Source organism: Weissella oryzae SG25, from assembly GCF_000691805.2.
GTDB classification, from domain to species: Bacteria; Bacillota; Bacilli; order Lactobacillales; family Lactobacillaceae; genus Weissella; species Weissella oryzae.
On record NZ_DF820489.1, the window covers coordinates 114,904 to 140,776 of the forward strand.

Consider the following 25,873-nt stretch of genomic DNA (forward strand, 5'->3'; position numbering starts at 1 on the left):
TGATTAAATCAAAAATGGTGCTGAGATTACTAAACATCCCAGCACCATTTTTCAGATTACTCTGTCTTACTATTTTGCAATCACACCGATTGCCCACTTCTTTTTTCCACGCTTTACAATGACATATTCACCATCGAACTTATCTGCTGGGTTAATCTGCGCGCTTTCGTCCTTAATTTGTTCACCATTAACCCGAATTGCGCCACTAGTTACCGCTTCGCGTGCTCGTGTCTTAGAGCTTTCTAGACCAGCTGCCACCACTAAATCAAGTAAGCCAAGCTCACTTGCTGCTAAGGTAAAAGTTGGTACATTTCCAGCTAGACTAGCAACTTCGGCCGTCGTTAATTCAGCTACATCGGCATTACCGAATAAGACATTTGTAATTGTTTGTGCTAGTTGCAAAGCCGCCTTACCATGCACAAAAGTAGTCACCTCTTCTGCTAGCCGCTTTTGCGCCCGACGCTCAGCCGCATTTTCGGCCAAATCAGCCATCAAATCAGCAATTTCGTCTTGTGATAAGAAGGTAAAGTATTTCAACATCTTCTCGACATCACTATCAGCTGTGTTCAACCAGAATTGATAAAATTCAAATGGTGTCGTCTTTGCTGGATCAAGCCAAACTGCGCCACCTTCGGTCTTACCAAACTTTGTTCCGTCAGCCTTCAACAACAAAGGTACTGTCAAACCAAAGGCTGGTGCATCAGCGCCTTCTAATTTATGAATCAAATCGATTCCACTAGTGATATTTCCCCACTGATCTGAACCACCAACTTGTAGCCGGACATTTTCACGTTGCCAAAGTTCATGGAAATCAATCGCCTGCAAAATTTGATACGTAAACTCTGTAAAGGAAATTCCAGCTTCCAAACGTGAAGCAACGACATCTTTAGCCAACATCGTATTAACAGAAAAGAGCTTTCCATAATCACGCAAGACCTCTAACAAGCCCATTGAGCCAAGCCAGTCATAGTTATTAACAATCGCAAAACCATCTTCACCAAAAAGCTTTACCATTTGTTGGCGAATTTTTTCTTGGTTTGCCATGATTTGCTCGCGCGACAATAGTTTACGCTCATCCTTTTTACCAGAAGGGTCACCAATTGAACCAGTTCCACCACCCACAACAATCACGGGCTTTTGACCAGCTAATTGGAAACGCTTAAGAATCATGAAGGGAATTAAATGCCCAATATGCATTGAGTCGCCAGTTGGGTCGATACCAACGTAAACACCAATCTGTTCTTTAGTCATTTGTTCTTTTAGTCCATCGGCATCTGTCGTCTGGTTAATCGCACCACGCCAGGCCAATTCTGCCAAAATATCTTTAGTCATTCTAAAATCCTCCATCAAAATAAAAAACGTCCCAATCATCACTGATTAGGACGTTCGTTCAACGCGGTACCACCTAAATTGCCGCTCTGCGAGTCAGCCACTTATCGTTTCTTATCGCGAAACCCACGTACAGTCAGCTACTTGGTTGTAATTCACACTTTGTCTTTGGCTAGCTCACAACAACCGCTAACTCTCTGCCTGTCCAAACAAAGTCCTACTAATCCAAAACTGTATTTAATAATGTAAGTTTACCATAGTCCGCCAAGTTTGAAAGTTTTTATTTATAATAAAAAATCATTTAACTAGTCAATGGTCTCAATTTTTTCAATCACTGCCTTGGGCTCAGCTTTACGTGAATCACGAAATAGATTAAAAGCTGTTAATAAGGCGATGCCGACAATGAAGTACGATAAAATCGTTACATCCACAAAGGTAACTAATTTTGCCGCAATCACTACCCCAATGACCCCACCAATAACCATACCAGGTAAGCCCCGCCATTCAATCCGACCAGTCTTCACAAAATTAATGGCTGAGGTCATCATAATCATGGCTGCGTCCATCATCATAACTGGAAAGGCGATCAATGGATTAACCCCCATTAGCGAGAAGAAAATTAATTCAGGCGTGTAATTTCCCAAACCAATCGTCATTAATACACCCAACCCAAAATTAACCGTTACCCCTAATAATAACCACCAACCATGCAGTCCATGTACGGCCATTGAATCACCCTGACCTGGATTGCTAATTAATTTTAGAAACATGAAAATGGCCGCTAAGGTTAGAGCAATCGACAACCAGCGCTGCATCTTACGAACTGGCCAGTTAGCTGTAATCCTTGCCCCAAAAGCTGCGCCAGTCATTGCGGCTAAAGTCATCGGAATCAACGTTGTTAATTCAATTTTGACAGCGGTCAGAAAAAGTAGTGCCTCCACAAAGACCGGAATCGCATGGGCGGCATTCATCGTACCTGGCAATTTACGATCATCATCTAAAAAATGTGACACTTTAAAGAGCGCCGTTGTTGTTGCAAAAGAACCAATTCCAAGTGTGTCACCAAAATCTGTAATTAACCCAATCAAGAATCCCGGGACGAAACGAGTAGTGGTGCTAACTTTGGCCTTACGAATCTCGCGAATATACAAAGCTAGCATCCCAATGATGGCTATTATTAAAATTATTTGTAAACCATTCAAAACTAATCGTTCCGTCATAGAATCATCCTCATCTATTTAAATTATTTTCATTATGACTAGTAAGTCTACCAAAAAACCTTAGCTCACGCTAGCTTTCTTGTAAAATTAAATAAAAAAGTTCAACCGCAATAACAGTTGAACTTGCTATAAAGCATTTATTTTAAGCGCGCCTGATAGCGAATAAAAGTTGGATAAGTTAGCATAAGTACGCCCACTGCTAAGATAAAGCCCCCAATCGTATCGCTTGGGTAATGGACACCCAATAAGACCCGTGAAAACATCGTTAGCAAAATTAGACCCGCTGTTAAGCCACTGGCTAATACACGCTGTGTACTGGTCTTTAAATAAGGCCAAGCAATCATTAACAAGGCTAAGAACAAAACAGTTGCAAAAACTGAATGACCGCTGGCAAAACTATTCCCCGGCTCATGTGCAAAGCTTGCTAGCCGATAAGTTTCTGGTCGGATCCGGCCAACAATCAACTTAATAAGGGTATTACCTACAACCGCAATGAAGATATTAATAGCCAGCCAGATGGCAGCTGCTCGCTGCTTAAAGCCAAAATATAAACCGCCAATGATTAACACACCAACAATTAAGCCGCCTGCATCACCTAAAAACTTAGCGATTATGGTTGCGATACTAACTAACCAAGCTTGATTTTGCAAAGCAGCCGCAAACTTTTGAATTCCCGGATCAATGCCGGGAATTGGTCCATGCGTATAATTCAATTTAACTAATACTGCTAAAATCAGAAATAAACCTAGCATTAGGCTACCAACTATATAAAACCCTTGTCGTTTCATTTTAAGCCCTCTAATCTCTTTATATATTTTAATTCTAGCCAGTTATTATAGGTTTTACATGAATTTTTGCTGAATAAGTTAAAAAAAGGCCTGTCTCACTAAATGAGCGTAGGCCTTTTGTATTACCGTACTCCACCAAGTGCACAGCAATTTTTCACCATAAATTAGTTAGGCACCACCCTAACCAATCATCCCATATATCAGGACCATCCAATTCCTGATATATTCACTAAAAGCCACTTGGCTCCTAGCTTTTTCCTCCAAGCGAGTTAATCATAAAAACTAACTCGCGATTGTTGGACAGCAGGGCATTGCACCCTCCATAAAGGCAATCCTAGGACACCACTCCTTGACTAACTGCATCCCCAACAATCAGATTTATTGTACCATAAATTAATTAAGGATGACTTTAATTTCCATTGCTGGGTTAAGTCCATATTCTTTAGCAAAATCAGTATCCACACTGCCGATTAGAGGAGCATCAGTAATCATTGGCAACTGTTCTGCTTGCAAACCTGAGACAGCCAGAGCTTGCCGATCCCAAGTGCCAGTTGCCTGATTGTAAAAACCTGTCCACTTGGCTTCATCCCGACTAATCACGGTTTGTTTCAATAATTTTAGCGCAAAATAACCAGCTAAACTTACATATTGTGTTGTTTGTGCATATAATGCTGGCTGTTCGTTCTTATATTGTAAGGTCAAAATCAAAGGCGTTAAGTCGTCAAATTCAATTCCATCCTTACGCTCTAGTTGCCCCCCAATACCGTTCATCTTTAAAGCTGATAAATATTTTGTAGCTACTGGCTTACCATAGAAGTTCGTTGCTAACAAAGCATCCTGTTGATTCAGCGCTAACCAATGTTTAAACAAATGAAATTCAACCGAATCAATTTGATCATCAGGTAAAAGATGTTCTTGTTTAACTACTACAAGTTCTTCAATTAAACGAGCAAAGATTTCTGCAGTATTGTTAGTTACTAAGCTAACTGTCCATTCTTTAATCCTTTGTTGTTCATCTGACAAAGTTGCTTGATAGACCGTATTTGTAACTTCAAAATTCAGTTTGTAATTCATGACCTAACCCTCACTCATTGTTCTGTCTTTCATTTTAGCATAGGGACTTAGTAGAAAAGTAGCTTCACTTAATTTTAATGAATTATTTTTACCTTATAGCGAGCAAAAAGGCCACCTAATCCGAGGACTAGGTAGCCTTTATAATTCAAACCAAAATACAACACTCTTTCACGATGTCAATTATGGCTTAATACTATATTTATAGATTACTTCTTTTGCATTGCGTGGCCACCAAAGCCATTACGTAGTGCTGAAACAACCTTACCAGTAAAGGTATCTGCTTGCAATGAACGGTTACGCATCATCAATGACATTGCAATTACAGGAGCTGGTACTTGTAGGTCCAAAGCTTGTTCTACAGTCCACTTTCCTTCACCAGTAGCAACTACACGACCAGTGATTTCTTCCAAGTTAGGATCCTTGGCAAATTGTTCCTCAGCCAATTCCATCAACCATGAACGTACAACTGAACCGTGGTTCCACAAAGAAGCAACCTTTTCGAAATCATAATCGAATTGTGAGGCTTCCAAAATTTCGAAACCTTCACCAATTGCTTGCATCATTCCATACTCGATACCGTTGTGAACCATCTTCAAGTAGTGACCTGAACCCAAGCGACCAGTGTACAAGTAACCACCTTCTTGGGCGATTGATGCAAACAATGGTTCGATAATCTTCCAAGCTTCAGCATCATCTCCACCAATCATGAAGTTTCCACCGTTACGGGCACCTGACCATCCACCTGAAGTACCAGCATCAAAGAATTTGATACCAGCAGCAGTTGTCCGCTTGTTTTGCTCAAGGTTATCCTTGAAGTTTGAATTTCCACCATCGATGATAATATCACCAGCAGTCATCTTTTCAATTAAGTTATCAATTGTTGAGTTAGTTGGGACACCAGCTGGTACCATTACCCAAACTACCTTAGGTGATGGCAATTGAGCCAACATATCATCAATATCAGTAGCAGTTGAAACCTTATCTGAATACTCACCAGCTTCTTTGACAAAGTCCTTGTTCAAATCAAAAGCAACAACTTCGTGACCATTGTCAGTGGCATTCTTTACTAAGTTAAGACCCATCTTACCAAGGCCGATCATTGCAAACTTCATGGTTTATACCTCTTTTTTTATTATCTTTTTTTAGCCAAGATTAGTATAATGCAAATATTTTTCATTTGCAAGCCCTAATGCTGTAAAATATTTTCACAGGGTTTAATTAGCTTTGATTGCATTTTTCGGTAATCATTATATATTAGTAATTAAGAACTTGCCAATAAGGAGTAATTGACTCATGCCACAATCTGGATTTAACCGTATCCGTTCCATGAAAGAACAGCTTAGCGGATCTGATGATAAAATTGCCGCATACATTTTAAAGTATCCAACTGAAGCCCGCGGTCACACCATCCAGGAAATGGCTGATGCAATTGGCCTTTCAACAGCAACAGTTTCTCGTTTTGTAAAACGAATTGGTTACACATCTTTTCGTGAATTTTCACTAAGCTTAGTGATTAACAATCCTAGTGATGTAACCTTTTTTGGTGAGATTAATAAAGATGATGATACTGCGGCCATGGTTAAAAAGGTTTTTAGTGGCGCGCAAAACGCTTTAACTGCAACTGAATCCTTACTCAAAGCTAGCGATTTTGAACTTGCCACTAATTGGCTTATCAATGCTCATCGGGTTGCTCTTTTTGGTATTGGTGGTTCAGCTCTGGTCGCCTTTAATGGTTACCATAAATTCTTACGAACTCCCCTTGTTGTTGAACAACACCCCGATTATGATGTTCAGCTCATGCAGGCAGTGCGTATGCGCTCTGATGATGTCGCAATTGTAATTTCCCACTCAGGCCGTAATCATGATACCCTCACAATTGCACGGCAGTTGAAAAATAATCATGTCAAAATCATTGCGATTACAGCCTATCTACAGTCTGAATTAGCCAAGATTGCTGATGTTGTTTTACCTTCTGCCGCTGAGGAAGTCAATATTCGGAGTGAATCAATGTCATCCTTAATTGCTCAAATGACCATCATTGATAGTCTCTTCACCCTTGTTGGAGTACAGATGGGTGAGAAAACGCAAAATGTCGTTGATGAAATGCGGACCGCAATCGAGCGCACCCGTGAATAACTAAAAAGCCACCCTAAAGTTGTAACCTTAGGGTGGCTTTCTTTTACATTAATTTATTAACTAATACCATAACTTTAAATTATCGCATTAAGCCTCAGTATACCAAGTATAATGGAAGGCCTCACCACGTGGTGCATCAACACGCTCATAAGTGTGTGCACCGAAGTAGTCACGTTGTGCTTGAATCAAGTTAGCAGGCAATACTTCTGAGCGGTATGAGTCATAGTAAGCAATTGCCGCTGACAATGATGGTGTTGGTATACCAGCCGCAACACCCAAGGCAACAACTCGACGAGCTGCTGCTTGATACTCCATTGCAATATTGCTAAAGTAGCTGTTCAAAAGCAAATTATGCAAATCAGTGTCTTCATTGTAAGCATCGGTAATCCGTTGCAAGAATTGAGCTCGGATGATTGCGCCGGCACGCCATAGTTGAGCTAGCTCACCAAATGGCAAATTCCAGTCATATTCATCAGAAGCCATCCGCAATTGATCGAATCCTTGGGCATACGACATCACCTTACCAAAATAAAGGGCCTTACGAATATCTTCAATGGTCTGAGCAGAATCTCCAGTAAAGTTAAAGTCTGGGCCACTCAAAACTTGACTAGCTGCCAAACGATCATCCTTCATGGCTGAAATATAACGTGCATAAACAGATTCTGTAATCAATGACTGTGGTGCACCAACATTTAAGGCTGATTGAGAAGACCACTTACCAGTTCCCTTGTTACCAGCTCGATCCAAAATCATGTCAACGATTGGCTTATTTGACCCGTGATCATCCTTACGTGTCAAAATATCAGCAGTGATTTCAATTAGGTACGAATTCAACTCACCTTTATTCCAATCAGCAAAGGTAGCTGCTAATTGCTCCGCATCTAAGCCCAAAACACGCTTCAAAATATCATATGACTCAGCAATTAACTGCATATCACCATACTCAATTCCATTGTGAACCATCTTCACATAATGTCCGGCTCCATCTGGGCCAATATAAGTAACTGTTGGCTTACCATCTTCTGGTGCCTTAGCTGCAATTTGCTTTAAGATTGGCTCAACTAGGTCATAAGCGGCCTTTTGTCCACCTGGCATCAAAGAAGGGCCTTCCAAGGCACCCAATTCGCCACCAGACACACCCATACCAATAAAGTTGATGCCTGAATCAGCTAAATACTTTGAACGGCGTACAGTATCCTCATAGAAAGTATTACCACCATCGATTAGAATGTCGCCTTTTTCTAGGAAGGGCAATAATTCCTCAATAACTGCATCAGTTCCAGCACCGGCCTTAACCATTAGCATGATTCGACGAGGCTTTTTAATACTTGCTACAAATTCCTCAACCGTATAGCTTGGTACAAACTGCTTGTCAGCATGTTTCTCAATCAAATCCTTTGTTCGTCCTTCAGAACGATTATAAACCGCTACCTTATAACCACGTGATTCTACGTTAAGTGCCAAATTTCGACCCATAACTGCTAATCCAACAACACCAAAATCTGCCGAAGCATCTGTCATAATATTAACCTCCATCCTCTTATATTTTAATTATACACTCCTTTGAAAAACATGATTAATGACTTCATGCTTCACTTAGCTAGCAACCCAATTAGTTCAAACTGATATTTGTCAGCTGTGCCAACCAAAGGGCGTTCTCTGGCACTTCATCCAAAGAACTCACTTGTGGTACCGTTTGGTAAACCACTGCCACATTATCCCAATTGATTGTCCCAGCTTTTTTAAAACTACGAGCCAACTGCTCAACTTGATCGGTTGTAATCTGTGCTAGACGCTTTGCATCACTCGCAAAAGAACTTAAAAACCAATTTAAACTAAGCTGTTTAGCCAAAGCATCAACCCAATTAGCTTGGTTAGCTGTCACTAATTTAATTCTAGTAGTAAGCGGAACTAACGGTAGTTCTTTTTTAAGAAATTTTTCAAAAGCACTATGGTTACGATCAACCAGTAAAAAAAACTGCCAAGGGACTTGGTTAGCAATTGCACTAAGGGCCTGCAAGTTATTTTGATTTCCATCCCAAAGGTTACCAGTTCCTTGATCTAGCCAGACTGCTAGCCAACGCTGCATAGTTGTTTGAACAACTGCCGGTTGCCGATTTCCTTGCGTTAAATAATAGCGAACTTGCATAAAATCCGCCAACTTATCAAGGGTTAGCTGACCATTAACTTGTTTACCCGCCTTTTGATGAAACTGGCTGATTTTTTTTAATTTACTACTTCCAGCAAAATTGCCCTGCTTAACCATAATTTTAGTTCCTATCTACCTTTTCACTTTATAAATGTACTACCATTATAACGATGTTAATTACTTGTAAACAAAAAATTGCAAAATAAAAGTCCTTGACCATTACGGTTCAAGGACTTTTTTGATGCCGACTATAGGATTTTTCTTACCTATATATATGCGATTTAAAAGTCCTTTGTAGCAAATTTGCAGCAAATTTGTAGCAAGTTTTTCAGCCGCTCTTCTGAGTGGCTTTTATTTTTCATTTAAATCATCTAACCGTTTTTCAGCTTGTTCAATAATTTCAGCTAATTCCTCAACAGTAGCATATTCAGAAATGAACGTTTTGCCGTGACTTTTATAATTAGTCCGTCTAGTACGTTCTCTGTTTTTTTCACGATACCGCTTATTTGCTTCATTCTGTGCGTTGGTCGTCCCATCAGTATACTTTCTAGGGCGACCAACAGATTTCTTTTCTCCGTCAGCCATAATTAAACCGCCTCTAATATTGTGATAATTTGGAATACTAACTGTATAAGTAAAACTACTCCCAAAGCAATTAATATCCCTCTGTGACTTTGTCTATATCTTATAACAGACCATGTGATTCCAGCAATGTCTACAACAATCATGAACCATGGGTTATTAATTCTAAACAATGTCATAACCAGTCCCAAAATAAATAAACTAGCAATTATCCAATCAATAATTTTATTCATCTATATGTTATGATATGAGTACACCAAACAAGGCGCTCTCAGTCGCCTAAATCTGGTTCAAAAGCTTTCTAATGCCAATGCTTGTCTACTAACCATTCGAGGACTTGGATAATTCCGAATGCGATAGTTATCTTAGCTTCTGCGCTTAGGGGCTTTTTCTTTTTCCGCTTACTCATATCTTCTCCTTTCCTAATCAATATAATAATTATAACACGACTATTATATAAATACAATGAAATTCATGATTATATCCAAATAAAAAAAGCCTCACCAAGTAGAAATTAATCTACCTAGTGAGGCTTTTCTTGTTGATTAAAATGGGTGTAATAATCAATTGTCGTTTATTCAATTGCACTTAGGAGTATGCTGTGAATGTTAAGTAGTTGGGTTGCTACTAAAACACATGATATTCCTAGTTGCTTAACTCAAGTTTAAATCTTAGTAAGCGTTGTAGCATCTAACCAAAGTGTACCATATCCGTCTGTATCAACCTTAACGCCATTTGATTCAGCATTGACTTCTAAGACCGTCCACGGCTCTGTCTTCTTGAATTTAGCATATGAGCCCACTTGTAAGACTTGGTCTTGTCCTTCAGCGGATAAAGTCCCAACAGTTACTTCATCAACCAATGCTGCTGGCACTCCGTTATTTTCCCAAATTCCGTCAGTTCCACCAGCTAACTCATTAGAAATGAACTCATCACGACTTGCGGACAGTTCGTCAACCCGATAAATTTGGTCAGCGAAACTAAAATTATCACCGACGTTTAATACCTGGTCTACAACCTTATTTGGTTGTGGTTGAGGGCCGTTATTAATATCTGGGTTAGCTGTGTCCTTACCGGCGAACTTATGCCAGGCATCAGCATCCATGTAGGCAATATCTAAGTCCAGATTGCCAGCGTAACCATTCAAAGCACCGCTTGAACTGTATTGGAACAACGCTGGTTGGCCCCAAACTCCCCAACCGGTGTCGTCAGTCCATGGGTCGCTAAGATAGCCTGTCCGGGCATAATTAGCGTATTGAGCAGCCCACAAGCCATACTCTGGCGCTACAGCCGACCAATCCATTTGATTAATCGTGCACTTTGACATGTAAATCAATGGTGCAACACCCGTTAGCTCCTTAACACGGTCTAAGAATACCTTAGCCCCGTTTGAACCTAACGCTAATCCACCAGCTTCGAAGTCTAACACTAGCACTGCTTCACCAACATAACCATCAACGTTATTAACAAAGAACTCTGCTTGTGCTCGTGGGTCATCTGCTGTCATAAAGTGATAGACGCCTAACAGCTTGCCGGCCGTCTTTGCTTGTTGATAATGTTGGTCAGCTACTGGGTTAATGTAATCAAGTCCCTCAGTTGCTTTTACAATAACAAAATCTGCACCAATTAAACCTGCGTTTAAGTCTGCTTGATAATTTGAAATATCAATACCATTTAACATTATGCTTCCTCCTTAATAGTCTTGTTTGCCTTTAGCAATACTGCTTTAATTTGTTCATCAGAAAAGCGCCCCTGCAAATTATTTGCTGCGAGGCGCTTTTGAATGAATGTCGTTGCTAAACCAATATTTTCGCCAGTTTGATTATCAGCCCAAGTAATTGCTTGTTGGGCCCATGTTGCTAGCATTAACAAATTCTGATTCTTGGTATGTGCTTTAATTGCCTTAATTGCAAATAAAGCAACAGCCGTTAGCATTCCACTATTATATAGAAAGAATAATATATCAGTTAGATTATTTTTCACTTTCAGTCTCCTTAAGTTCTAATACATAAATGCGTTTCTCGTGATTATCTAATCGTTCGTCAGTAGTATGTTCAAGCCGATTAAAATTATTGCCTAATCTATCCATCGGGTCTTTCACATACGTTTTTAAAATCCAAGCTAACGCTCCCAAGCTAGGTCCGATTATGCCAATCCACCCGATTGCATCATGCGGCCAAAAATCCCCCATTTATTTTCCTTTCTTACTATTCAATAATTGATTTATATTGTTCATCTGTCAGCAAGCCTGCCTGATGATAGAAGGCAACCTTATCAGTAGTAATCCAGTTCTTTTCATACCATTCTTTAATTTGTTGAAACATCTGGAGTACCTCCCTCTATCTTGTTAATCTTGTCATTTAACGTTGCAACTTGAGCTAATAAATCCATTTTAAATAAGTCGTCTGCTTGTGGTTTTTGGCTTTCTAACCACTTTTCATACTCAAATGGGTCCCAATCCCGCCAAGTATTAGTTTCAGGTTGGTAAATACGTAAATACCAAACATCTTGAATATTTGCTTCACTGGGCTCAACCTCTGTAAAACAATTATCAATTGGCTTATCAATCGACATGCCAATATATTTTTTTGTCTTTTGGTCATATAAATAATTCATTGCATGCACCTCCTAAGCAATTATTGGCCACTCACCATAGCCCGTCCCTTTAAACTCCTCAGAACCAAAATTCTTTATCGTTCCGTCACTTTGTACCGTCAACACTCGATTTTCGTAATAAGAACGGATAATTGCTTCTGTCATATTTGGAACTTTATTAATAACATAGGTTGGCACATAATCAGATGGTATTGATTCAGTAGATTGTTGCCCGCCGCCTAATCCTTGTGTGACATTAACGATACGAGCAATTACATTATTACCGGTTCTTACGAGGTTAATTGCACTTTTAAATGGTCCCTCAACAGTTACATTCATTGTCCCTGAGTATGCAGTCCAAATGGTTGCTCTACCTGCATGAATAGTCCGAGTAAACGCCCATCCTGTATAAGTCTTTAAGTCTTGCTGAATCATCGTTCCTTTAGCATCGGCCGTTACAGTCAAAATAAAAGCATGACCAGTTTCAATACTAGGATTAGTAATCCCGTTCAAAACAGTTGCTGCGTTATCACCACTATCATAGATGCCCGGTGTTGTGTAGTTGTTCAAGTTAGCCTTAGCGGGAATGAGTGTAGCAATCATTTCACCAGATGTACGCTTCCAATCACTAATTAAGCCTTCCTGAATACTAGCATGCCATTCAGTGTTTGCCTTTAAATCGTGCATTGCGATATATCCTGCCTTATCATCAGACATTGGTTTGACTGTAACCACTGCTTTCCCCTTAAAAGGTGCATTTGTCATATCGATATCTTCTACCGACCAAGTTCCGGCATACATATCTAGATTTTTAGCTACGTCCGCTAAATCAGTAAACAAAGCTGGTTGTACCAAAACGTTGCTTGCTACTGGGTAAATTTGATTTCCGTCTTTATCAGCTAATACTGCTTTTTGTCCCATATTGTTTCTCCTTATTATTTCTTTACAGCTCCCAAACCTTCTACATCTTTACCTGACCAAATACCAAGCTGATAAGCAATCTTAATAACGCTGATTTGCTTGGCATCATATGGGCCGCCTGAAATACCAAGAGTTGCTTTACTCCAGTCGTAGTTGTCTAAACTATTAACTGGATTGGTTATTGTTGCTCGTCCCCAATAGCCTAACTTACCCGGAGCTGCCTTTTTCCACGTTTCAATAGAAATCATGCCCCAAGCCATTTTTAAAAGATTACCGGTAATAGGATAATCATCAAGCGAATTACTCCAGCCTCCAGCAAAGCCCCAACCATAAACCGTATTAGCCTTTTCACCTGGATGAGCCGGATAATCATCTAATGTCATGTAAGAACCGTTATCAAATACGATTCGCCATGGGTCAGCTTCACGGTCAATAAAACATGCCATTGGTCCACTCTTTCGAATGATAATGCCATATTCATTGGTGGTGCTACCAGTCCCAGTAGCATCCTTTCCATCCTTACCTGCTTCTCCAGCAGGCCCAGCCGGTCCAGCAGGGCCTCTAGGGCCCGGAACGCCTCTGATTTTGTCTAAACCAAGAACTTGATCAACAGTTGTTGCTGGAAAAACCTGCCGAAAATTACCGTCTTTATCTTGTTGTAGTAAGCGTGTCCCATCGAATTCAAGTGACATTTACTGTACCTTCCTTTCGATTGAAATATCCGTAGTTCTTAATGTGCGATAAGCCAATTTAATTTCATCTGTATCAATTGTTTGTCCTAAAACTTTGTAACTAATATCTTTACCGCCTGTTGTTAAGTCAACTACTTGCAATAAATAATCGTACGCAAATTTTTTGTTCATTGGTCGATGTTGAATATTAGCTAACTCGATTGCATCTAAACGTTCTTTTAAAACTGTATGCTCTGTCCCATCAAGCGATTTTCTTGCATCAATTACTTCTGAATCAGCGGTAACTCCCGCAATTGCCTTATGGAATTCGTCAACGTATTTATTAATATCGCCATCATATTGGCGCTTAATATTATCAGTGTCATCTTGCCAATCTTGTGCTAACTGGTCTACTTTATGTTCCAGCTGTTTATAACTATCCTGGTCATCAGCAAATATATTGCCGGCAAGTTCCACAGCTAGTGCCATAGACTCACGCACATCAACACCGTACATTTTGGTACGGATATAATTCGCTAGCTTAATGATTTCTGGTGATAGCTTATTTTGATTAATATTGATCTCACCATTGACAATATGAGTGTCATCTCTATAATCTACTGTCATTTATTACCTCCTTAAATAGTTGTCTTTAAAGCGCTGTGATGGGCTTTGATTCATATCAACTGTGTTAGCTGTTATTCCTGCAACTTGTCCTTTTGAAGTGTATTGCCACAAATCATATGAATGTGTTGGCTCATTACCGTATGAAGGAATCCATATCGAACCAAACTTTGAGACATCGACATTAAATTGGTCGTACAACTGGTTAGCGATGTAAGCAACTTGATGTTCGCTATCAACGCCCAGTTCCGTCAATCTCTGATTCCAAGCAAGAGTATTTGCTTTAACATCAGTCATAGTAGACTCTTCTAAATCAATGGCATAAAAAATAGGCTTAACACCACTGCCTGCTGCGGTATTAGCCCGATTAAATAGTGATTCTGCTTCTTCTTTTGCCTCTGCTTGATTGGCATATAGTCCATATCCATATACAGCGTAACGAATGCCAGCAGCTTGAACGCCAGCAATATTTTGCTTGTACTTCAAGTCTTCTCTGCTTCCACCATACTGGATTCGAATAATGGCCAAAACCACACCATCATTTTTAGCAGCTTGCCAATCTATATCACCTTGAAATTCTGATACATCAATGATTTTCCCATCAAGATAACCATCACTAATCAAAGACTTTAAGTTATCAATTTCCGCTTGAATACTAGTTTGCCATTGGTTAAAATCGCTCGCTACTTTCTCAATCGCATTACTCTGTTGATTCGTTAGCGCTTTTAATTGATCATACTTTTTTGCCGAGGCTCGATAGTCTATTTGATAGCTTGCTAGACTTTTCTTTTTTTGACCAATAGTAAAAGTTGAACTAAAAGGCTTCAATATATCAATGTCTTTTTGAATAACTTGTATCATTTGTTTGTCTGCGACTAATGAATTAATAAACTGATAACTATCACCCACTTTAAAAGTAGAGAATTTTGACAATCCATACTCCAATGCACCAATGGTCCATGTCTCAGTCGCAGCAGTTTGCGACTTAATCCAATCATTCGCTCTAGTCAGTAAAATAGCAGGATCATGTACATCATCCCAAGTCTGAGCTCCATTGATAATACCAAATTCCGTCTGTAATTCCGGAATGTCGATATAGTCTAGACCATTGTTCACAGTTGCTATATCTACTCTAGGCGTTGATACAGCCGTCGTATTATTGCTCGAATTTGTTACATCTTGCTCTATGTTTGCACCGAGTGGGATCAAACGTGTAATGATGCTCGTCGGATCAATTTCTAAACTTGCCGACTTTAAATTTTTACCAATTTTGAAAGGGTTATCATTTGTATGTTCTGTACCAAGATTATTGATGTAATCAATATAATTACCGTCTGGTTCTACTCTCAACCTTAAGTAACCACCCAAACGATTTATTAGCTTATCTTTAATGGCAGCATAAGTTGTCGTATAGTCAACGAATCTATAAACATTATCAGTGGAGTTAGTTACATCAATCACTCCAACTCTAAACTTCTTGAAATCAGGAACTTGAGAATTATGAACATCAATAAGCATCCTAAAAAAGTCTGCTGGAGTTGTGTCATGCACCTCTTTGAATCTCTGTGTCGAATCAATCAAATACGCTAGAATTGACTCAAAACTAAAAGTTTGTGTGTGCTGCCCAGCTGTAGTCATTTCCCTTTTAGGTTTGAGTGCTCTTCCTCTAAATATCAATTCACCATCTTGCTTTATGTCAATATGTGTAACTAAGGGGCGCACATTACCGAACAAAAAATTTGTTTGATTGACGGTAATTTGAAAATCATCAACATCTGAATCTTTAAGTGTTAATTTCCCGGCTGAAATTGTTTTGTTTGTTTTCAAATTAAATACTGTTTTACCAATATTATCTGTTGCGCTTTCATAAGCTCTAATTGTATACACTAGACCATCACCTCTTTATAGAAAACGAACTCTATTTTTCCATTTCCCGAAACATTAAATTCATTCTCCCCACATTCTAAAATTAGATCAGTGTCCGTATATACACCGCTCCGTAATGATAGCTCTCCAAAAGCACCACTTATCGAAACTTCTCCCGTAACGATTATTTTGACCTCTACAGATGTATCACCAATATTAAATAAAGCGATGTCTTTTCTACCTGCTACCGAATATTCTACCGTTTGGCATATCCACTTCGGGAAATATACATCATCCCAAACATCATTGCCCTCAGGCTCATTCCCGATGGCGAACGGAAAGCAATCAAATACAACTGTGGCCGTTAAATCAAGATTTTTTGCGCTATCTGAAACCGTAACCGACTTGCATTTTCCAATCCAATGAAATCCTTTTTCATGTGTATCAAAGATACTTTGAATTCCCAGAGGCATTAATTGACCTTTAAGATTATTTTCAATGTACTTACGCTCTTCATATTGATGTCCTACACTTTTTAACTGAAAAGTAACATCTCTATTATTAAAAAATCTGTCATTACCTAACATAGAGAGGTCAAAAATTCCCTGGGTATATGGGACACTTTCAGTAATGGTTTTTTCACTTGGACTTGGCGCTTGTCTATCTACCAACCACCAACCTTGCTTGCCACTATCAAAGGAGCCGAATATAATCCCCTCAGTTATTGATTGAGAATTAGGGTCAACATCTGCTGGCCCCGTATCAACAAATTTATATTGTCCCACTAAGATATACCTCCCCATCGAGTGCTATTTTGTACATTTTGTCCTAAAGCATCATCATATCTATCAGTTGTTTCTCCCACTAATACTCCAGTATCTAAAATGATCGTTTGATTCTTGTCTATCAATTTTCGCAACAAACTATTTGTACTCTCGTTCATGAAAATATTGTTATTTTCCGGCATAACATCTGCAAATATTGGCATACTATCTCTAAAACTAAAATCTAATGGCTTAACATTTGCTACATCACGCACGTTATTAATCAGCTGTGCCATCGAATTACTGGCTTGATACGCATGCTCTGAAATTCCAGTGGCCACACCAAGACTCAAATATTTACCAACCTCATCACGCAACAATCGTGAAGGTGAGTGAATTTTCGCCTTCTTCTTAGCTTCGTTGTTCACTTGGGCAACTAGACTAGCCATTGCCGCGACAGCATCACCAGTACCAGATCTAATACCCGCTGCCACGCCGGCTGACATTTGTTTTCCTACTGAATTGAACGAAACACCTTTGGCACCACTTTTTGCAGCATCAGCCAATGATTTACCAGCATCAGAGGATTCGCTTTTCTTTGACTTGACCCCTTTAACAAATTCGCTACCACTATCTTTACCAGCTTGATTATGTTTATTAGAGTTTTTCTTTGAACCATTGGCACTTGAGTCTGAAAGTTCACCACCAGAGCTACTTGATTCGCCCTTTTTACTCTTCACACCATCATTATAACTATCACCATTCTTTTTGCCGGCTTGATTATGCTTTCCATCATCTCGCGCGCCTGAAGCTGATTGTTCAGCTAAAAATTTACCTGCTCCTTTGAAATCACCAGACTTTAAAGCGTTAATAAATTGTTGCTTACCATCATTTCCTTTATTGAACATTTCTGGAGGTAATGAATTCAATCCATCCGTACCATCTTTAGCCAAAGCAGCAGATACTTCTTTAGTCGTCGCCCTACCAGACGATAATGCTTGTACTAAATTGGCTACACCTTGTGTTCCAGATTGTTGGAGCATAAATGCAAACGCCTGCATTTGTTGACCGGTATCATTATTCATTTGTACAAATGAAAGATACATCGATTGCAACTGCGGAGCCGTAACGTTATTCATGTTTTGCAAACTCTGAGACCACGTTTGGAAGTTAAGTTGCCCACCATTTGAGATAGTCTGATTCATTTGCATTCCGAAAGTCTGTTCTTGTTGCAACAATGATTGATTCTGTTGTTGTTGTTGAACAAGTTGCTGTTGCAATTGGGCCTTAGTTGTTTGATCAGTTGTTTGACTGATTTGGTCCTTCAACTGCTTAATTTTATCTTCGCCAACTTGGACCTGTTGTGATTGCAACTCGTAATCTGCCTGAAGGGTCGTAATTGTTGCCTGACGTTGTGTTTCATTAAGCTTTTGACCATTTTGAACGCGTGATAATTGAGCTTGAACAAAGATTTCATTTTGCTCTATCAACTTTTGCTTAATTACATTATTTTGATCAGTTAGGACATTAGCTTGGTCTGCCGTCATTTCAGTCCCATCACTGAAACGCTTATCCTTTAACTGCCTATCCAAATCTTGGGTAATGTTGAGTAAGCTTTGACCATTCTTCTGAGTTGCATCCGCTAACTTGGTATTTGCGTCATTCACAGCTGCGACTCTATCTTCACCAGTCTGCTTCTCGGCCTTAGTCATGGCGTTTTTATAATTCTCAGAAGCTTTATTTGCACTAGTTTGATATTGATCCAATGTATTGTTTACATCAGTCAAGAACTGCTTTGATTTATCAGATACACCATCTGTGTTAATCAGATCAGACATTTTAGTCTTAGATGAGTCGAAGGCTGTCTTCATGTTTTTTGCTGCGTTACCAACATCCTTAACAGAAACACTAGCAGCTTTAAATTTATCTTTCGAATCATCACTAGACTTGGCCATTTGGCTAAATGATTCAACTCCGATTTTCCCGGCATCTACAAAAGCTGATTCCATGTCTTTAACAGCAGCACCAGTACCATTTATTGAATTTTTCGCTTTGTCAAACGCTTCAGAACCGTCTTTTCCACCAGGTATCATTTTCTGCACAGCGCCTTCAATAGCATACCCAGCGGCCATAGCTGCCTGAACAATAGCGCTTAGCGCATCAAATACTAATCTTAAAGCTGTAGCTAATGCAATCGCAGAAACAACTAGCGCACCAATTGCTATTGCTCCAACTACTTTTAGAACTCCACCTAAAATACCAGCAATAGGAGCTAATGCCGTTTTAACCCCATCAATTGATGGTTTCATAGCATCGAAAATATCCTTAATACCCCCAATTGCCGTTTTAACGACACCTTGGATATTTAAAAAGTTTGAAGTCCATGCTAAAGCAATTGAACCAGCAACGGCAGCTACAATTAATGCTATTGGAATAAGTGCGCCTAATGACATTCCTAATCCGCCCGCTGCTGTGGCCCCCGAAAGCATGCCTTCACTTGCTCCAGCTCCGGCTTCACCTATTGTTCCAATGGCTGCCCCGTTCTTCATGGCCGTATTAGTAAGCTTCGCTATTTGAGTATCAGAAGCACCTACCGTTTGGAGCAGTCCGTAAAACTTTGTATTAAGTCCCGTTACAGCTACTTGAGGATTTGTAAAGGCAGCAAACAGCGACTTAGACATGTTAACGGTCTTTTCAGGAATACTAGTAATAGCAGAACCTAGATTACTAATAGACATACGCATAGTATTTATTCCAGCGCTGTACGTTTCCGAAACTTCTCCAGATAACATCGCTTTATTAAAGTTAAGCAATTCCACCGTTGTGCCTTTAACTACAGAAGTGAATTTTCCAAAAACTCCTATTGTAAAGCCACCCATCGTCTGTGTAGCGGTTCCAGTCATAATTAATCCACGTTGTACAAGACTTAGGTCAGCTTGTATGGTTTCAAGTGCCTGAACTGTTCTAGCACCACCAACACCTATGCCCTTGAAGGTCTCCAAAGCGATGAATACTGGCAATGCAACTTTAAGTGCCGCACCAACTTGTTGAATTGATGGCAAGAATTGCATCATAGCCTGAGCCGCATTTAAAACGTTTTTAGTTGTTTTCTGAATATTATCTTGATTAGCTTGTAGGTACTTGTTAAAGTCACTAACTGAACCAGTTGCCTTATCCACAGCACCCTTTAAAGTCCCACTAAACGTCTCTTCAACAATTATTGACAACGATTCCAAACTTCCAAAGAATTGTTCAACAGAGCTGGAAAGATCATTCTGCATGGTTTTAGCCATTTCGTCTGCTGCACCGTTTGAATTTTGAAGCTTGCTAGTCAAGTTTTCCAGCTTACCAGATTGGGCACTCAGCAATACATTCATTGCCCGACCACCTTGAACACCATAAATTTGCGAAGTATAGTATTGCTTTTGTTGATCGGTCATTCCAGAAAGTTTATCCTTCAATTCGCTAACTTGTGACGCTAAAGGCTTCATTTTCCCTGATGAATCGTATGCATTGAATCCGATCTTTGACATCGCTGCACTAGCTTCATCTGATGGGTTTTGAAGCTTTGTCAACGCCATACCAAGATTAGAACCAGCCATTGATCCCTTAATACCAGCATCAGAAAGAACCCCAATAGCAGCTGATGTTTCTTCTAGGCTCAATCCAGCAGCGTGTGCTTGTGGAGCAACCATTTTAAGGGCTTCTCCCATATCACTAGCTTCGGCATTTGTATCAGCTGCAGCACGGGCAAACACGTCGGCAACGTGTGCTGAATCACTGGCCTGCAAGCCAAATCCATTCAGAGCCGTTGCAGCATTCTCAGCTGATTGGGCAACATCTCCACCTGAAACAGCTGCTAGATTCAATACACCAGGCATTGCGGCCATTATTTGCTTTGAATCCATGCCGGCAGATGCTAAGTTTTCCATTCCGCCGGCCGCTTCTTTCGCACTAAATGCAGTGTCGGCTCCTAATTTAATGGCCTGATCATTCATAGCCTTCAAATCGCTACCACTTGCACCAGCAATCGCTCCAACTCGTGACATTTGGTGTTCAAAATCAGCCCCTGTCTTGATACTTGCAACACCTAATGCAGTTACGGCTACAGCGCTAACTTTCATAGCACTACTTACAAGTTTAGATGAGTTGGCCACAGCATCAGTTGAAGCCATAGAACTACGGTTTATGTCATTGTTAAATTTTTGGTACGCTGCTCCTGCTTCTTTAAATGCCGCCACAAACTGACCGACTGATGCTGTCAAAATTGCTTTAGTAGTATATTCTTCCAATTATTATCCTCCTTTCTTTATTTTTCGATATTCTTGTAATCGTTTTGCACGTTCAACAAGTTCTTGATTCATTTCTACTTCAGGAATTTCGGGCTTATATACTTTCTCTACTTCGGCTTCATAATCAAAGAAATCTTTAAACGTTTTGAATGGCGACATTCCGTCTTTATCAACCGCACTTACTTGCTGAGTTAACCATGCTTGTTGTGCTAATTGAGCTGACAAATCAACTCTAGACAAACTAAAAGCGAGCATCCTAATTGAGTACTCGCTTATTGTCATATTTTCAGCTTCTCTAAGTGATGAAATGCCTAGAAACCTGAAACAGTTTATCAGCATTGTTTCATACGTTTTTACTGAACTTTCACCGACTCCTTGGACTCTTTGTCCGCTATTTTTTGAAGCTTCGCTAGGTTCTTTTTGTACGTTGCGACTAAAGTCCCAGTCTGCCGTTGCGTCTCTAATGTTTTCATCAATTCTGCGAAAAAAGCTGTATATGCTTTATCATCCTCCAAAGAATCCACCCAAGAATCGAACATGTCTTCAGTAAGCTCAATATCACCAGCAAGGGCCGCGCGGAGTGCTTGATACATGACATAAGGATCAGAACTCTGTAACTTTAACCAGACCATATTTACTCCAGTACCATACTTAATACCATCCATATCGACTGAATATTCTTTATCCAATTCACGTACAAAGCGTAAACCAAAATTCAACTTGTGCTCTTCACCGTTTAAAGTAATCTTCATAGTAATTCTCCTCGTTATTGTTATGTAAATAAAAAAGCACGGAATCGAACCGCACTTTTCTTAAACTAATCAGCTTTAATAGTTGCCCCATTATCGTTAGGTGTCGCTGTTACACTTACGGGGGCTGTTATTTTGACGATCCACCATCACCAGCAACAGGCGTGGTGTCAGTGAATGCATATTGAATTTCATCCTGTTGATCAGTCGTAAATGTCGCTGCTCCATCTTGGGGGAGTTGATCAATATTCATGGAAGTCTTAATTTGAGTAAGTTTACCAACTTCTGCAGGCACTTCCCATGATTGTAGATATCCTTGTGCGTATTGTGCGCCGTACTTTCCATCCTCACGCAAATCTGCAAGATTGACGTCCCACACCTCCAGCTTCTTCGATTGCTTAACAGCATTTAGCAAGAATGTATTGACATCATCTAGACTAGCTACTGCTTCAATATCCAATGAGACTGTAGCAGTAGCAGGAGAATTGATAGCACCATCCTTTGTTTCAGTAGAGTCTGATTTAGATTCATACTTCCAGCTATGTTGCGTTTGCAATGCCAACTTGATTGCATTTTTCTTATTTCGATCTTCCCACAAACGGAACGCCAAAATGTGATCCTTACCATAAATAGCTTCTGCCATGTAACGATTCCTCTTTTCTAATTACTATAATTTATTTCAAGTTCCAAAATTCCATGCCATAACATTGGCGATACTGAATTATCTGAAATCACTTGAATGTTCTCTTTTGCAAAGCTAACGTTATAAACGTCCGCCTTGCGTAATACTTTGACCTTTGTCAAAAGTTGCTCCATCATATCTGTAATAAGCCTACGATTATCCTTCTCACCATATAAATGAACAGTAATAATCGATGAACCAATGGATACAATATTAGACTTAACCTGTGTTGGATTAGCAAATTGTTCTCCTACATACACAAATGGATATCCCGTATCTTCTGGTAAGTAGTTAAAGGTGTTGAAGTCTAAAGTCTGAGACAATTTAAAAATCTCATCATAGATCGCTTGATTAACTTCTTTCATTATTTACGCTCCGCTATTGAGTTGATGTCCTTAATAAACTGGTCTCTCTGCGAGTAATAAGCCGGCCTTATATGGGGTTTCCCAGGCATAAATCTTGTCCCATATTCTTGATACGGATCGTAACTTGCATCACCACTTACTTCAGCACTAAAATCAGTACCAGCGTTGATTAAATTAAGGAATATTTGCCGTTTCAAGAAACCTGTATCAACTGGTGCGTTCCTTTGCGCTTGCTCTTGCATAGAAGCGCCGTTTCGTTTCACAGCTGCAATAACCTCTGTACCTATTTTGGTTTTTACTTCTAGGAACTGGCTTAACCCATCACCTCCGCTAAGAACTAGCCCCATTTTCGCCACCTCGCATTGTAATTACTTGTCGATTACCAACTCTCTTTTCGGTAACAAAAAAATACTTACGTATTTCTCGTCCTGGCAATGCTACCAGACAGAAATCGTAAGTATTTAAAAATGGTTGTTTAAGATGGAGCGAAATAACATCGGTCCGTATATCGCCAAATACAACAGTTGATTTTTCAATTGACGGAACAACAACGTGCGCTACCTGCTTGTATTCCAAAATTTTATTGTGCACATTCCTACCTAAATCGGGGTCATAATGGTTCCCAGATTCATTAACAAATATTACCTGGTCAGTGTATTTCATCAACGAAACCTAAACTTTCCTGCATTAGAATCAGCATCGTTGGTCTCTATCCAATCAGCAATATCTTTCGCAAATGGTTCCAAGTCGTCAATCTGATAAGTAGCGCTGACGTCACTTTCAGTAGCTGACTGTTTGCCCTCATCATTGATGCGATTAAATCGGCTAATGCTTGCCTCTATGACAATGTAGTTCAGATCATCAGGAACTTCTTTTTGACATATCTTGCCCTTTAATCGTGAAGTTATTAGTTGCGTTACCTGATCAATAACATCATCTTGTTCATTGCCATCAATACCTAAAACAGTCTTAATTGCACTTAAAGTTTGCTCAGCCATACAACCACCCACTAAACAGCTGCATTAACTGTCAATGATGCCTTACCGGTAAATCCGCCATCAGTGGAAGTTGCGATAATATCAGCTGAGCCTTCTGCAATTGCTGTAATAAGACCTTTAGAATCTACAGACGCAATCGCCGTATCAGAGCTAGAATATGACACACTCTTGTTTGTGGCGTTGTCTGGTGTTACCGTACCAGTGATCGACTTTGTATCGCCTACTTTCATGGTTCCTGTTTGTTGTGACATAATCACTCCAACAACAGGAACGTTCGCTTCGTTGACCTTGAAAGCGGGCACGTCTGTCTTTTCAGATTCAGTCATACCATCAGAGTATGCCGCTTGATATTCACCGGCTGCCACTTCCGTTCCCGCCGCAATACCGACAATATCAGAGAATTTCGTACCCATATCGCCTTCTGAAATCTTTGTACCATTTTTATAAATTACAAGCTTTTGCTTGCTACGATCTTCTGCCATTATTACCCTCCTAGATTATTCAGCTGTTATTCTTGCCCCATCGGCAGTTGCAACCGCATTGACTGCTTGTGGGGCCGTTATTTTGACTCTGCACCAACCGTCGCAACAACTACCTTAGTATCATCATATAGGTATGGCGCATAATGTTGGTCACCAGTCATAACCGTAATCTTCTTAACGATATCCCGTTGTGACTCGACTTGAGCTTGTCGCTTCATAACAATCTTTAAGGCCGGAGAAACTTCATTTACCTTGATAAACAATGCTTCCTCATCCTTTAGCTTCTTAGAACGAACAATTTGTGCTCCAAGTACATCCAAATATGTTCCCGTGATTAATTGGTTCGCACCTACTTCCGAACCAGCGTTATTTTTAATGGCGTCTGCTCGCATTTTAGATGCCGTTGCGGGACTAACTAGCAGTACAACGGTTGAATCATCCTCATCATTAAATACATCCAAACCTTTTTGAATGCCTTCCACATCCGCAGTAATGGAAGCTTTTTGGGTTCCAGTCTTCGCAGCAGCTAAAAGATCATCATCAAGCTTGTTAGCAAGCGACAAACCTAATTGCTTAGTTGATTCACCTACCGGATCTCCTAAGCCACTCAAAACCGCTTCATCTGTAATTTGCGTTCCCTTGGCTGCCTTCTTGATCTTAACTTCCTTGCTGGTCGTACCTAGTTTATCCAAAGGAATAGCCTCACCTTCGGCGATATCAGCTGCATCACCAATATAACTAAATGCCGGGAACGTCAGTGTAGTTCCTGGTTGCCCTTGCAACGTTGTATCAATTTGAGCCAAAGGCGATAAACGCATCGCTTTCTTTAGTTCATAAGACACAATAGGTGCAAGCACCTCAGGATTAACCATATTTTCAATCTTTGTTACTGTATTTTCTGCCATGTTTTATGCTCCTGTAATTTTTTTAAATAGATCTGGATTGTCTTTTGCTAACTTCGCCTTTTCAGCTAAAGTCATACGTACAAAATCACTTTCTGTTACTTGAGTGATTGAACTACCTGTTGCAGTGGGTGTCTTTCCCTTTAGTAGCTCTGTCTTTACACCTTCACGTATTCGGTCAATAATGCCTGCTAACTGAGATACATTAGCCTTTGTTGTTTCAGCATCAGTTGCAACTACCAACGCCAAATCCTCATCAGTAAACGTGATTCCAGTTTCAGCAAGCATTTTACGTGCCTCACTTCGCATTTCATAACGAGCCAGTCGAGCCTCAGCGTCGTGTTGAGCTTTTTGTGCTTGTTCTAACTCATATTGCTGCTTTTGATCGGCGTTCATCTTAGCCAATTTCTTAGCTTCTTCAACTGCCTCCCGTTCCTTTTGCTTAGCCTTTACCAACTTTTCCTGGACGATCTTATTAACATCATCATCAGTATATTTAGCTTCTGATTGTGTGGGTGCTACTTGTTGATCTTCAACTTCTGTTTGCTGATTCTGAGCCTCGACCGTCTCTGTTTGTGTTGCCTCTTGCTCTGCCATATTTAAAACTCCTTCCATAGCTTTTTAGTGAATCAATGCTTGCACTTTATCCATGGCTTTTAATGACATCAATGCTCGGTCAAAAAC

31 protein-coding genes are annotated in these 25,873 nt (G+C 39.9%); 1 reads left to right on the plus strand and 30 read right to left on the minus strand.

Going from position 1 to position 25,873, the window contains the following annotated elements:
• Nucleotides 1–69 precede the first annotated feature (69 nt).
• The 5 genes from tyrS to gnd form a co-directional block, all read right to left on the minus strand.
• Nucleotides 70–1,332, minus strand: a complete 1,263-nt coding sequence (gene tyrS, locus TT13_RS05345; protein WP_027699040.1) for a tyrosine--tRNA ligase — start codon at nt 1,330–1,332, stop codon at nt 70–72.
• A gap of 302 nt (nt 1,333–1,634) precedes the next feature.
• Nucleotides 1,635–2,549, minus strand: coding sequence for a TSUP family transporter (locus TT13_RS05350; RefSeq protein WP_027699041.1), 915 nt, complete (start codon nt 2,547–2,549; stop codon nt 1,635–1,637).
• A gap of 137 nt (nt 2,550–2,686) precedes the next feature.
• Nucleotides 2,687–3,337 carry a phosphatase PAP2 family protein gene (locus TT13_RS05355; protein ID WP_027699042.1) on the minus strand — a complete coding sequence of 217 codons (651 nt, stop codon included), beginning with the start codon at nt 3,335–3,337 and terminating at the stop codon, nt 2,687–2,689.
• Between the two features lie 393 nt (nt 3,338–3,730).
• The gene (locus TT13_RS05360; protein ID WP_052348545.1) at nt 3,731–4,411 is read right to left on the minus strand and encodes an FGGY family carbohydrate kinase; all 681 of its coding nucleotides are present in this window, start codon (nt 4,409–4,411) and stop codon (nt 3,731–3,733) included.
• Nucleotides 4,412–4,617: 206 nt separating this feature from the next.
• A complete protein-coding gene (gene gnd, locus TT13_RS05365; protein WP_027699043.1) occupies nt 4,618–5,523 on the minus strand; it encodes a phosphogluconate dehydrogenase (NAD(+)-dependent, decarboxylating) in 906 nt (301 codons plus the stop codon).
• Nucleotides 5,524–5,704: 181 nt separating this feature from the next.
• Here gnd and TT13_RS05370 point away from each other — a divergent pair, with 181 nt between their 5' ends.
• Complete coding sequence (locus TT13_RS05370; protein ID WP_027699044.1) at nt 5,705–6,547, plus strand: MurR/RpiR family transcriptional regulator; 843 nt, start codon at nt 5,705–5,707, stop codon at nt 6,545–6,547.
• A gap of 87 nt (nt 6,548–6,634) precedes the next feature.
• Here TT13_RS05370 and gndA read toward each other — a convergent pair whose 3' ends face one another.
• From gndA to TT13_RS05490, 25 genes are all read right to left on the minus strand, one after another.
• Nucleotides 6,635–8,068, minus strand: a complete 1,434-nt coding sequence (gene gndA, locus TT13_RS05375) for an NADP-dependent phosphogluconate dehydrogenase (protein WP_027699045.1) — start codon at nt 8,066–8,068, stop codon at nt 6,635–6,637.
• A 91-nt stretch (nt 8,069–8,159) separates the two neighbouring features.
• Nucleotides 8,160–8,813: a hypothetical protein gene (locus TT13_RS05380; protein ID WP_045476706.1), complete on the minus strand. Its 654-nt coding sequence runs from the start codon at nt 8,811–8,813 to the stop codon at nt 8,160–8,162.
• Between the two features lie 234 nt (nt 8,814–9,047).
• On the minus strand, nt 9,048–9,281 hold the full coding sequence (locus TT13_RS05385; RefSeq protein ID WP_045476709.1) for a hypothetical protein: 234 nt from the start codon (nt 9,279–9,281) through the stop codon (nt 9,048–9,050).
• 2 nt (nt 9,282–9,283) lie between these two features.
• Entirely contained in the window at nt 9,284–9,511 is a 228-nt protein-coding gene (locus TT13_RS11285) for a hypothetical protein (protein WP_027699046.1), read from the minus strand.
• Nucleotides 9,512–9,942: 431 nt separating this feature from the next.
• A complete protein-coding gene (locus TT13_RS05395; protein WP_052348546.1) occupies nt 9,943–10,959 on the minus strand; it encodes a GH25 family lysozyme in 1,017 nt (338 codons plus the stop codon).
• Nucleotides 10,959–11,261 carry a hypothetical protein gene (locus TT13_RS05400; protein ID WP_052348547.1) on the minus strand — a complete coding sequence of 101 codons (303 nt, stop codon included), beginning with the start codon at nt 11,259–11,261 and terminating at the stop codon, nt 10,959–10,961. Before TT13_RS05400 ends, TT13_RS05395 begins: the two co-directional genes overlap by 1 nt.
• Nucleotides 11,251–11,469, minus strand: coding sequence for a hypothetical protein (locus tag TT13_RS05405; protein ID WP_045476712.1), 219 nt, complete (start codon nt 11,467–11,469; stop codon nt 11,251–11,253). The genes TT13_RS05400 and TT13_RS05405 overlap by 11 nt, the downstream gene beginning before the upstream one ends.
• A gap of 16 nt (nt 11,470–11,485) precedes the next feature.
• Complete coding sequence (locus tag TT13_RS11050; RefSeq protein WP_082816185.1) at nt 11,486–11,602, minus strand: XkdX family protein; 117 nt, start codon at nt 11,600–11,602, stop codon at nt 11,486–11,488.
• On the minus strand, nt 11,586–11,894 hold the full coding sequence (locus TT13_RS05410; RefSeq protein WP_027699048.1) for a hypothetical protein: 309 nt from the start codon (nt 11,892–11,894) through the stop codon (nt 11,586–11,588). The genes TT13_RS11050 and TT13_RS05410 overlap by 17 nt, the downstream gene beginning before the upstream one ends.
• Before the next feature lie 12 nt (nt 11,895–11,906).
• Nucleotides 11,907–12,794 carry a pyocin knob domain-containing protein gene (locus tag TT13_RS05415; RefSeq protein WP_027699049.1) on the minus strand — a complete coding sequence of 296 codons (888 nt, stop codon included), beginning with the start codon at nt 12,792–12,794 and terminating at the stop codon, nt 11,907–11,909.
• A gap of 14 nt (nt 12,795–12,808) precedes the next feature.
• A complete protein-coding gene (locus tag TT13_RS05420; protein ID WP_027699050.1) occupies nt 12,809–13,486 on the minus strand; it encodes a hypothetical protein in 678 nt (225 codons plus the stop codon).
• Entirely contained in the window at nt 13,487–14,092 is a 606-nt protein-coding gene (locus TT13_RS05425) for a lipase chaperone (protein WP_027699051.1), read from the minus strand.
• Between the two features lie 3 nt (nt 14,093–14,095).
• Nucleotides 14,096–15,976 carry a GH25 family lysozyme gene (locus TT13_RS05430; RefSeq protein WP_052348548.1) on the minus strand — a complete coding sequence of 627 codons (1,881 nt, stop codon included), beginning with the start codon at nt 15,974–15,976 and terminating at the stop codon, nt 14,096–14,098.
• Nucleotides 15,976–16,740: a hypothetical protein gene (locus TT13_RS05435; protein WP_052348549.1), complete on the minus strand. Its 765-nt coding sequence runs from the start codon at nt 16,738–16,740 to the stop codon at nt 15,976–15,978. Before TT13_RS05435 ends, TT13_RS05430 begins: the two co-directional genes overlap by 1 nt.
• Nucleotides 16,740–21,011 carry a phage tail tape measure protein gene (locus TT13_RS05440; protein ID WP_052348550.1) on the minus strand — a complete coding sequence of 1,424 codons (4,272 nt, stop codon included), beginning with the start codon at nt 21,009–21,011 and terminating at the stop codon, nt 16,740–16,742. Before TT13_RS05440 ends, TT13_RS05435 begins: the two co-directional genes overlap by 1 nt.
• A gap of 3 nt (nt 21,012–21,014) precedes the next feature.
• On the minus strand, nt 21,015–21,251 hold the full coding sequence (locus TT13_RS05445; protein ID WP_190279625.1) for a hypothetical protein: 237 nt from the start codon (nt 21,249–21,251) through the stop codon (nt 21,015–21,017).
• 113 nt (nt 21,252–21,364) lie between these two features.
• The gene (locus TT13_RS05450; RefSeq protein WP_045476713.1) at nt 21,365–21,763 is read right to left on the minus strand and encodes a tail assembly chaperone; all 399 of its coding nucleotides are present in this window, start codon (nt 21,761–21,763) and stop codon (nt 21,365–21,367) included.
• Between the two features lie 127 nt (nt 21,764–21,890).
• A complete protein-coding gene (locus TT13_RS05455) occupies nt 21,891–22,403 on the minus strand; it encodes a phage major tail protein, TP901-1 family (RefSeq protein ID WP_027699053.1) in 513 nt (170 codons plus the stop codon).
• A gap of 17 nt (nt 22,404–22,420) precedes the next feature.
• Nucleotides 22,421–22,807 (minus strand): hypothetical protein, encoded by a 387-nt coding sequence (locus tag TT13_RS05460; protein ID WP_027699054.1) that lies wholly within the window; start codon nt 22,805–22,807, stop codon nt 22,421–22,423.
• Entirely contained in the window at nt 22,807–23,154 is a 348-nt protein-coding gene (locus TT13_RS05465; RefSeq protein WP_027699055.1) for an HK97-gp10 family putative phage morphogenesis protein, read from the minus strand. The genes TT13_RS05460 and TT13_RS05465 overlap by 1 nt, the downstream gene beginning before the upstream one ends.
• Nucleotides 23,138–23,470, minus strand: coding sequence for a hypothetical protein (locus tag TT13_RS05470; protein WP_045476722.1), 333 nt, complete (start codon nt 23,468–23,470; stop codon nt 23,138–23,140). Before TT13_RS05470 ends, TT13_RS05465 begins: the two co-directional genes overlap by 17 nt.
• Complete coding sequence (locus TT13_RS05475; RefSeq protein ID WP_052348552.1) at nt 23,470–23,805, minus strand: phage head-tail connector protein; 336 nt, start codon at nt 23,803–23,805, stop codon at nt 23,470–23,472. The genes TT13_RS05470 and TT13_RS05475 overlap by 1 nt, the downstream gene beginning before the upstream one ends.
• An 11-nt stretch (nt 23,806–23,816) precedes the next feature.
• Nucleotides 23,817–24,287 (minus strand): Ig-like domain-containing protein, encoded by a 471-nt coding sequence (locus TT13_RS05480; protein ID WP_027699056.1) that lies wholly within the window; start codon nt 24,285–24,287, stop codon nt 23,817–23,819.
• Nucleotides 24,288–24,364: 77 nt separating this feature from the next.
• Nucleotides 24,365–25,192 (minus strand): N4-gp56 family major capsid protein, encoded by an 828-nt coding sequence (locus TT13_RS05485; RefSeq protein WP_027699057.1) that lies wholly within the window; start codon nt 25,190–25,192, stop codon nt 24,365–24,367.
• A gap of 3 nt (nt 25,193–25,195) precedes the next feature.
• Nucleotides 25,196–25,786, minus strand: a complete 591-nt coding sequence (locus TT13_RS05490; protein ID WP_052348553.1) for a DUF4355 domain-containing protein — start codon at nt 25,784–25,786, stop codon at nt 25,196–25,198.
• Nucleotides 25,787–25,873 lie beyond the last annotated feature (87 nt).

Coding starts and splice junctions, on each gene's coding strand:
- tyrS (WP_027699040.1), bottom strand. CDS start 1,332: ATGACTAAAGATATTTTGGCAGAATTGGCCTGGCGTGGTGCGATTAAC.
- TT13_RS05465 (WP_027699055.1), bottom strand. CDS start 23,154: ATGGGGCTAGTTCTTAGCGGAGGTGATGGGTTAAGCCAGTTCCTAGAA.
- TT13_RS05485 (WP_027699057.1), bottom strand. CDS start 25,192: ATGGCAGAAAATACAGTAACAAAGATTGAAAATATGGTTAATCCTGAG.
- TT13_RS05360 (WP_052348545.1), bottom strand. CDS start 4,411: ATGAATTACAAACTGAATTTTGAAGTTACAAATACGGTCTATCAAGCA.
- TT13_RS11285 (WP_027699046.1), bottom strand. CDS start 9,511: ATGAATAAAATTATTGATTGGATAATTGCTAGTTTATTTATTTTGGGA.
- TT13_RS05410 (WP_027699048.1), bottom strand. CDS start 11,894: ATGAATTATTTATATGACCAAAAGACAAAAAAATATATTGGCATGTCG.
- TT13_RS05405 (WP_045476712.1), bottom strand. CDS start 11,469: ATGGGGGATTTTTGGCCGCATGATGCAATCGGGTGGATTGGCATAATC.
- gndA (WP_027699045.1), bottom strand. CDS start 8,068: ATGACAGATGCTTCGGCAGATTTTGGTGTTGTTGGATTAGCAGTTATG.
- TT13_RS05425 (WP_027699051.1), bottom strand. CDS start 14,092: ATGACAGTAGATTATAGAGATGACACTCATATTGTCAATGGTGAGATC.
- TT13_RS05460 (WP_027699054.1), bottom strand. CDS start 22,807: ATGAAAGAAGTTAATCAAGCGATCTATGATGAGATTTTTAAATTGTCT.
- gnd (WP_027699043.1), bottom strand. CDS start 5,523: ATGAAGTTTGCAATGATCGGCCTTGGTAAGATGGGTCTTAACTTAGTA.
- TT13_RS05370 (WP_027699044.1), top strand. CDS start 5,705: ATGCCACAATCTGGATTTAACCGTATCCGTTCCATGAAAGAACAGCTT.
- TT13_RS05385 (WP_045476709.1), bottom strand. CDS start 9,281: ATGGCTGACGGAGAAAAGAAATCTGTTGGTCGCCCTAGAAAGTATACT.
- TT13_RS05415 (WP_027699049.1), bottom strand. CDS start 12,794: ATGGGACAAAAAGCAGTATTAGCTGATAAAGACGGAAATCAAATTTAC.
- TT13_RS05455 (WP_027699053.1), bottom strand. CDS start 22,403: ATGGCAGAAGCTATTTATGGTAAGGATCACATTTTGGCGTTCCGTTTG.
- TT13_RS05380 (WP_045476706.1), bottom strand. CDS start 8,813: ATGGTTAAGCAGGGCAATTTTGCTGGAAGTAGTAAATTAAAAAAAATC.
- TT13_RS05470 (WP_045476722.1), bottom strand. CDS start 23,470: ATGAAATACACTGACCAGGTAATATTTGTTAATGAATCTGGGAACCAT.
- TT13_RS11050 (WP_082816185.1), bottom strand. CDS start 11,602: ATGTTTCAACAAATTAAAGAATGGTATGAAAAGAACTGGATTACTACT.
- TT13_RS05350 (WP_027699041.1), bottom strand. CDS start 2,549: ATGACGGAACGATTAGTTTTGAATGGTTTACAAATAATTTTAATAATA.
- TT13_RS05490 (WP_052348553.1), bottom strand. CDS start 25,786: ATGGCAGAGCAAGAGGCAACACAAACAGAGACGGTCGAGGCTCAGAAT.
- TT13_RS05480 (WP_027699056.1), bottom strand. CDS start 24,287: ATGGCAGAAGATCGTAGCAAGCAAAAGCTTGTAATTTATAAAAATGGT.
- TT13_RS05355 (WP_027699042.1), bottom strand. CDS start 3,337: ATGAAACGACAAGGGTTTTATATAGTTGGTAGCCTAATGCTAGGTTTA.
- TT13_RS05395 (WP_052348546.1), bottom strand. CDS start 10,959: ATGTTAAATGGTATTGATATTTCAAATTATCAAGCAGACTTAAACGCA.
- TT13_RS05450 (WP_045476713.1), bottom strand. CDS start 21,763: ATGAAGATTACTTTAAACGGTGAAGAGCACAAGTTGAATTTTGGTTTA.
- TT13_RS05475 (WP_052348552.1), bottom strand. CDS start 23,805: ATGGCTGAGCAAACTTTAAGTGCAATTAAGACTGTTTTAGGTATTGAT.
- TT13_RS05420 (WP_027699050.1), bottom strand. CDS start 13,486: ATGTCACTTGAATTCGATGGGACACGCTTACTACAACAAGATAAAGAC.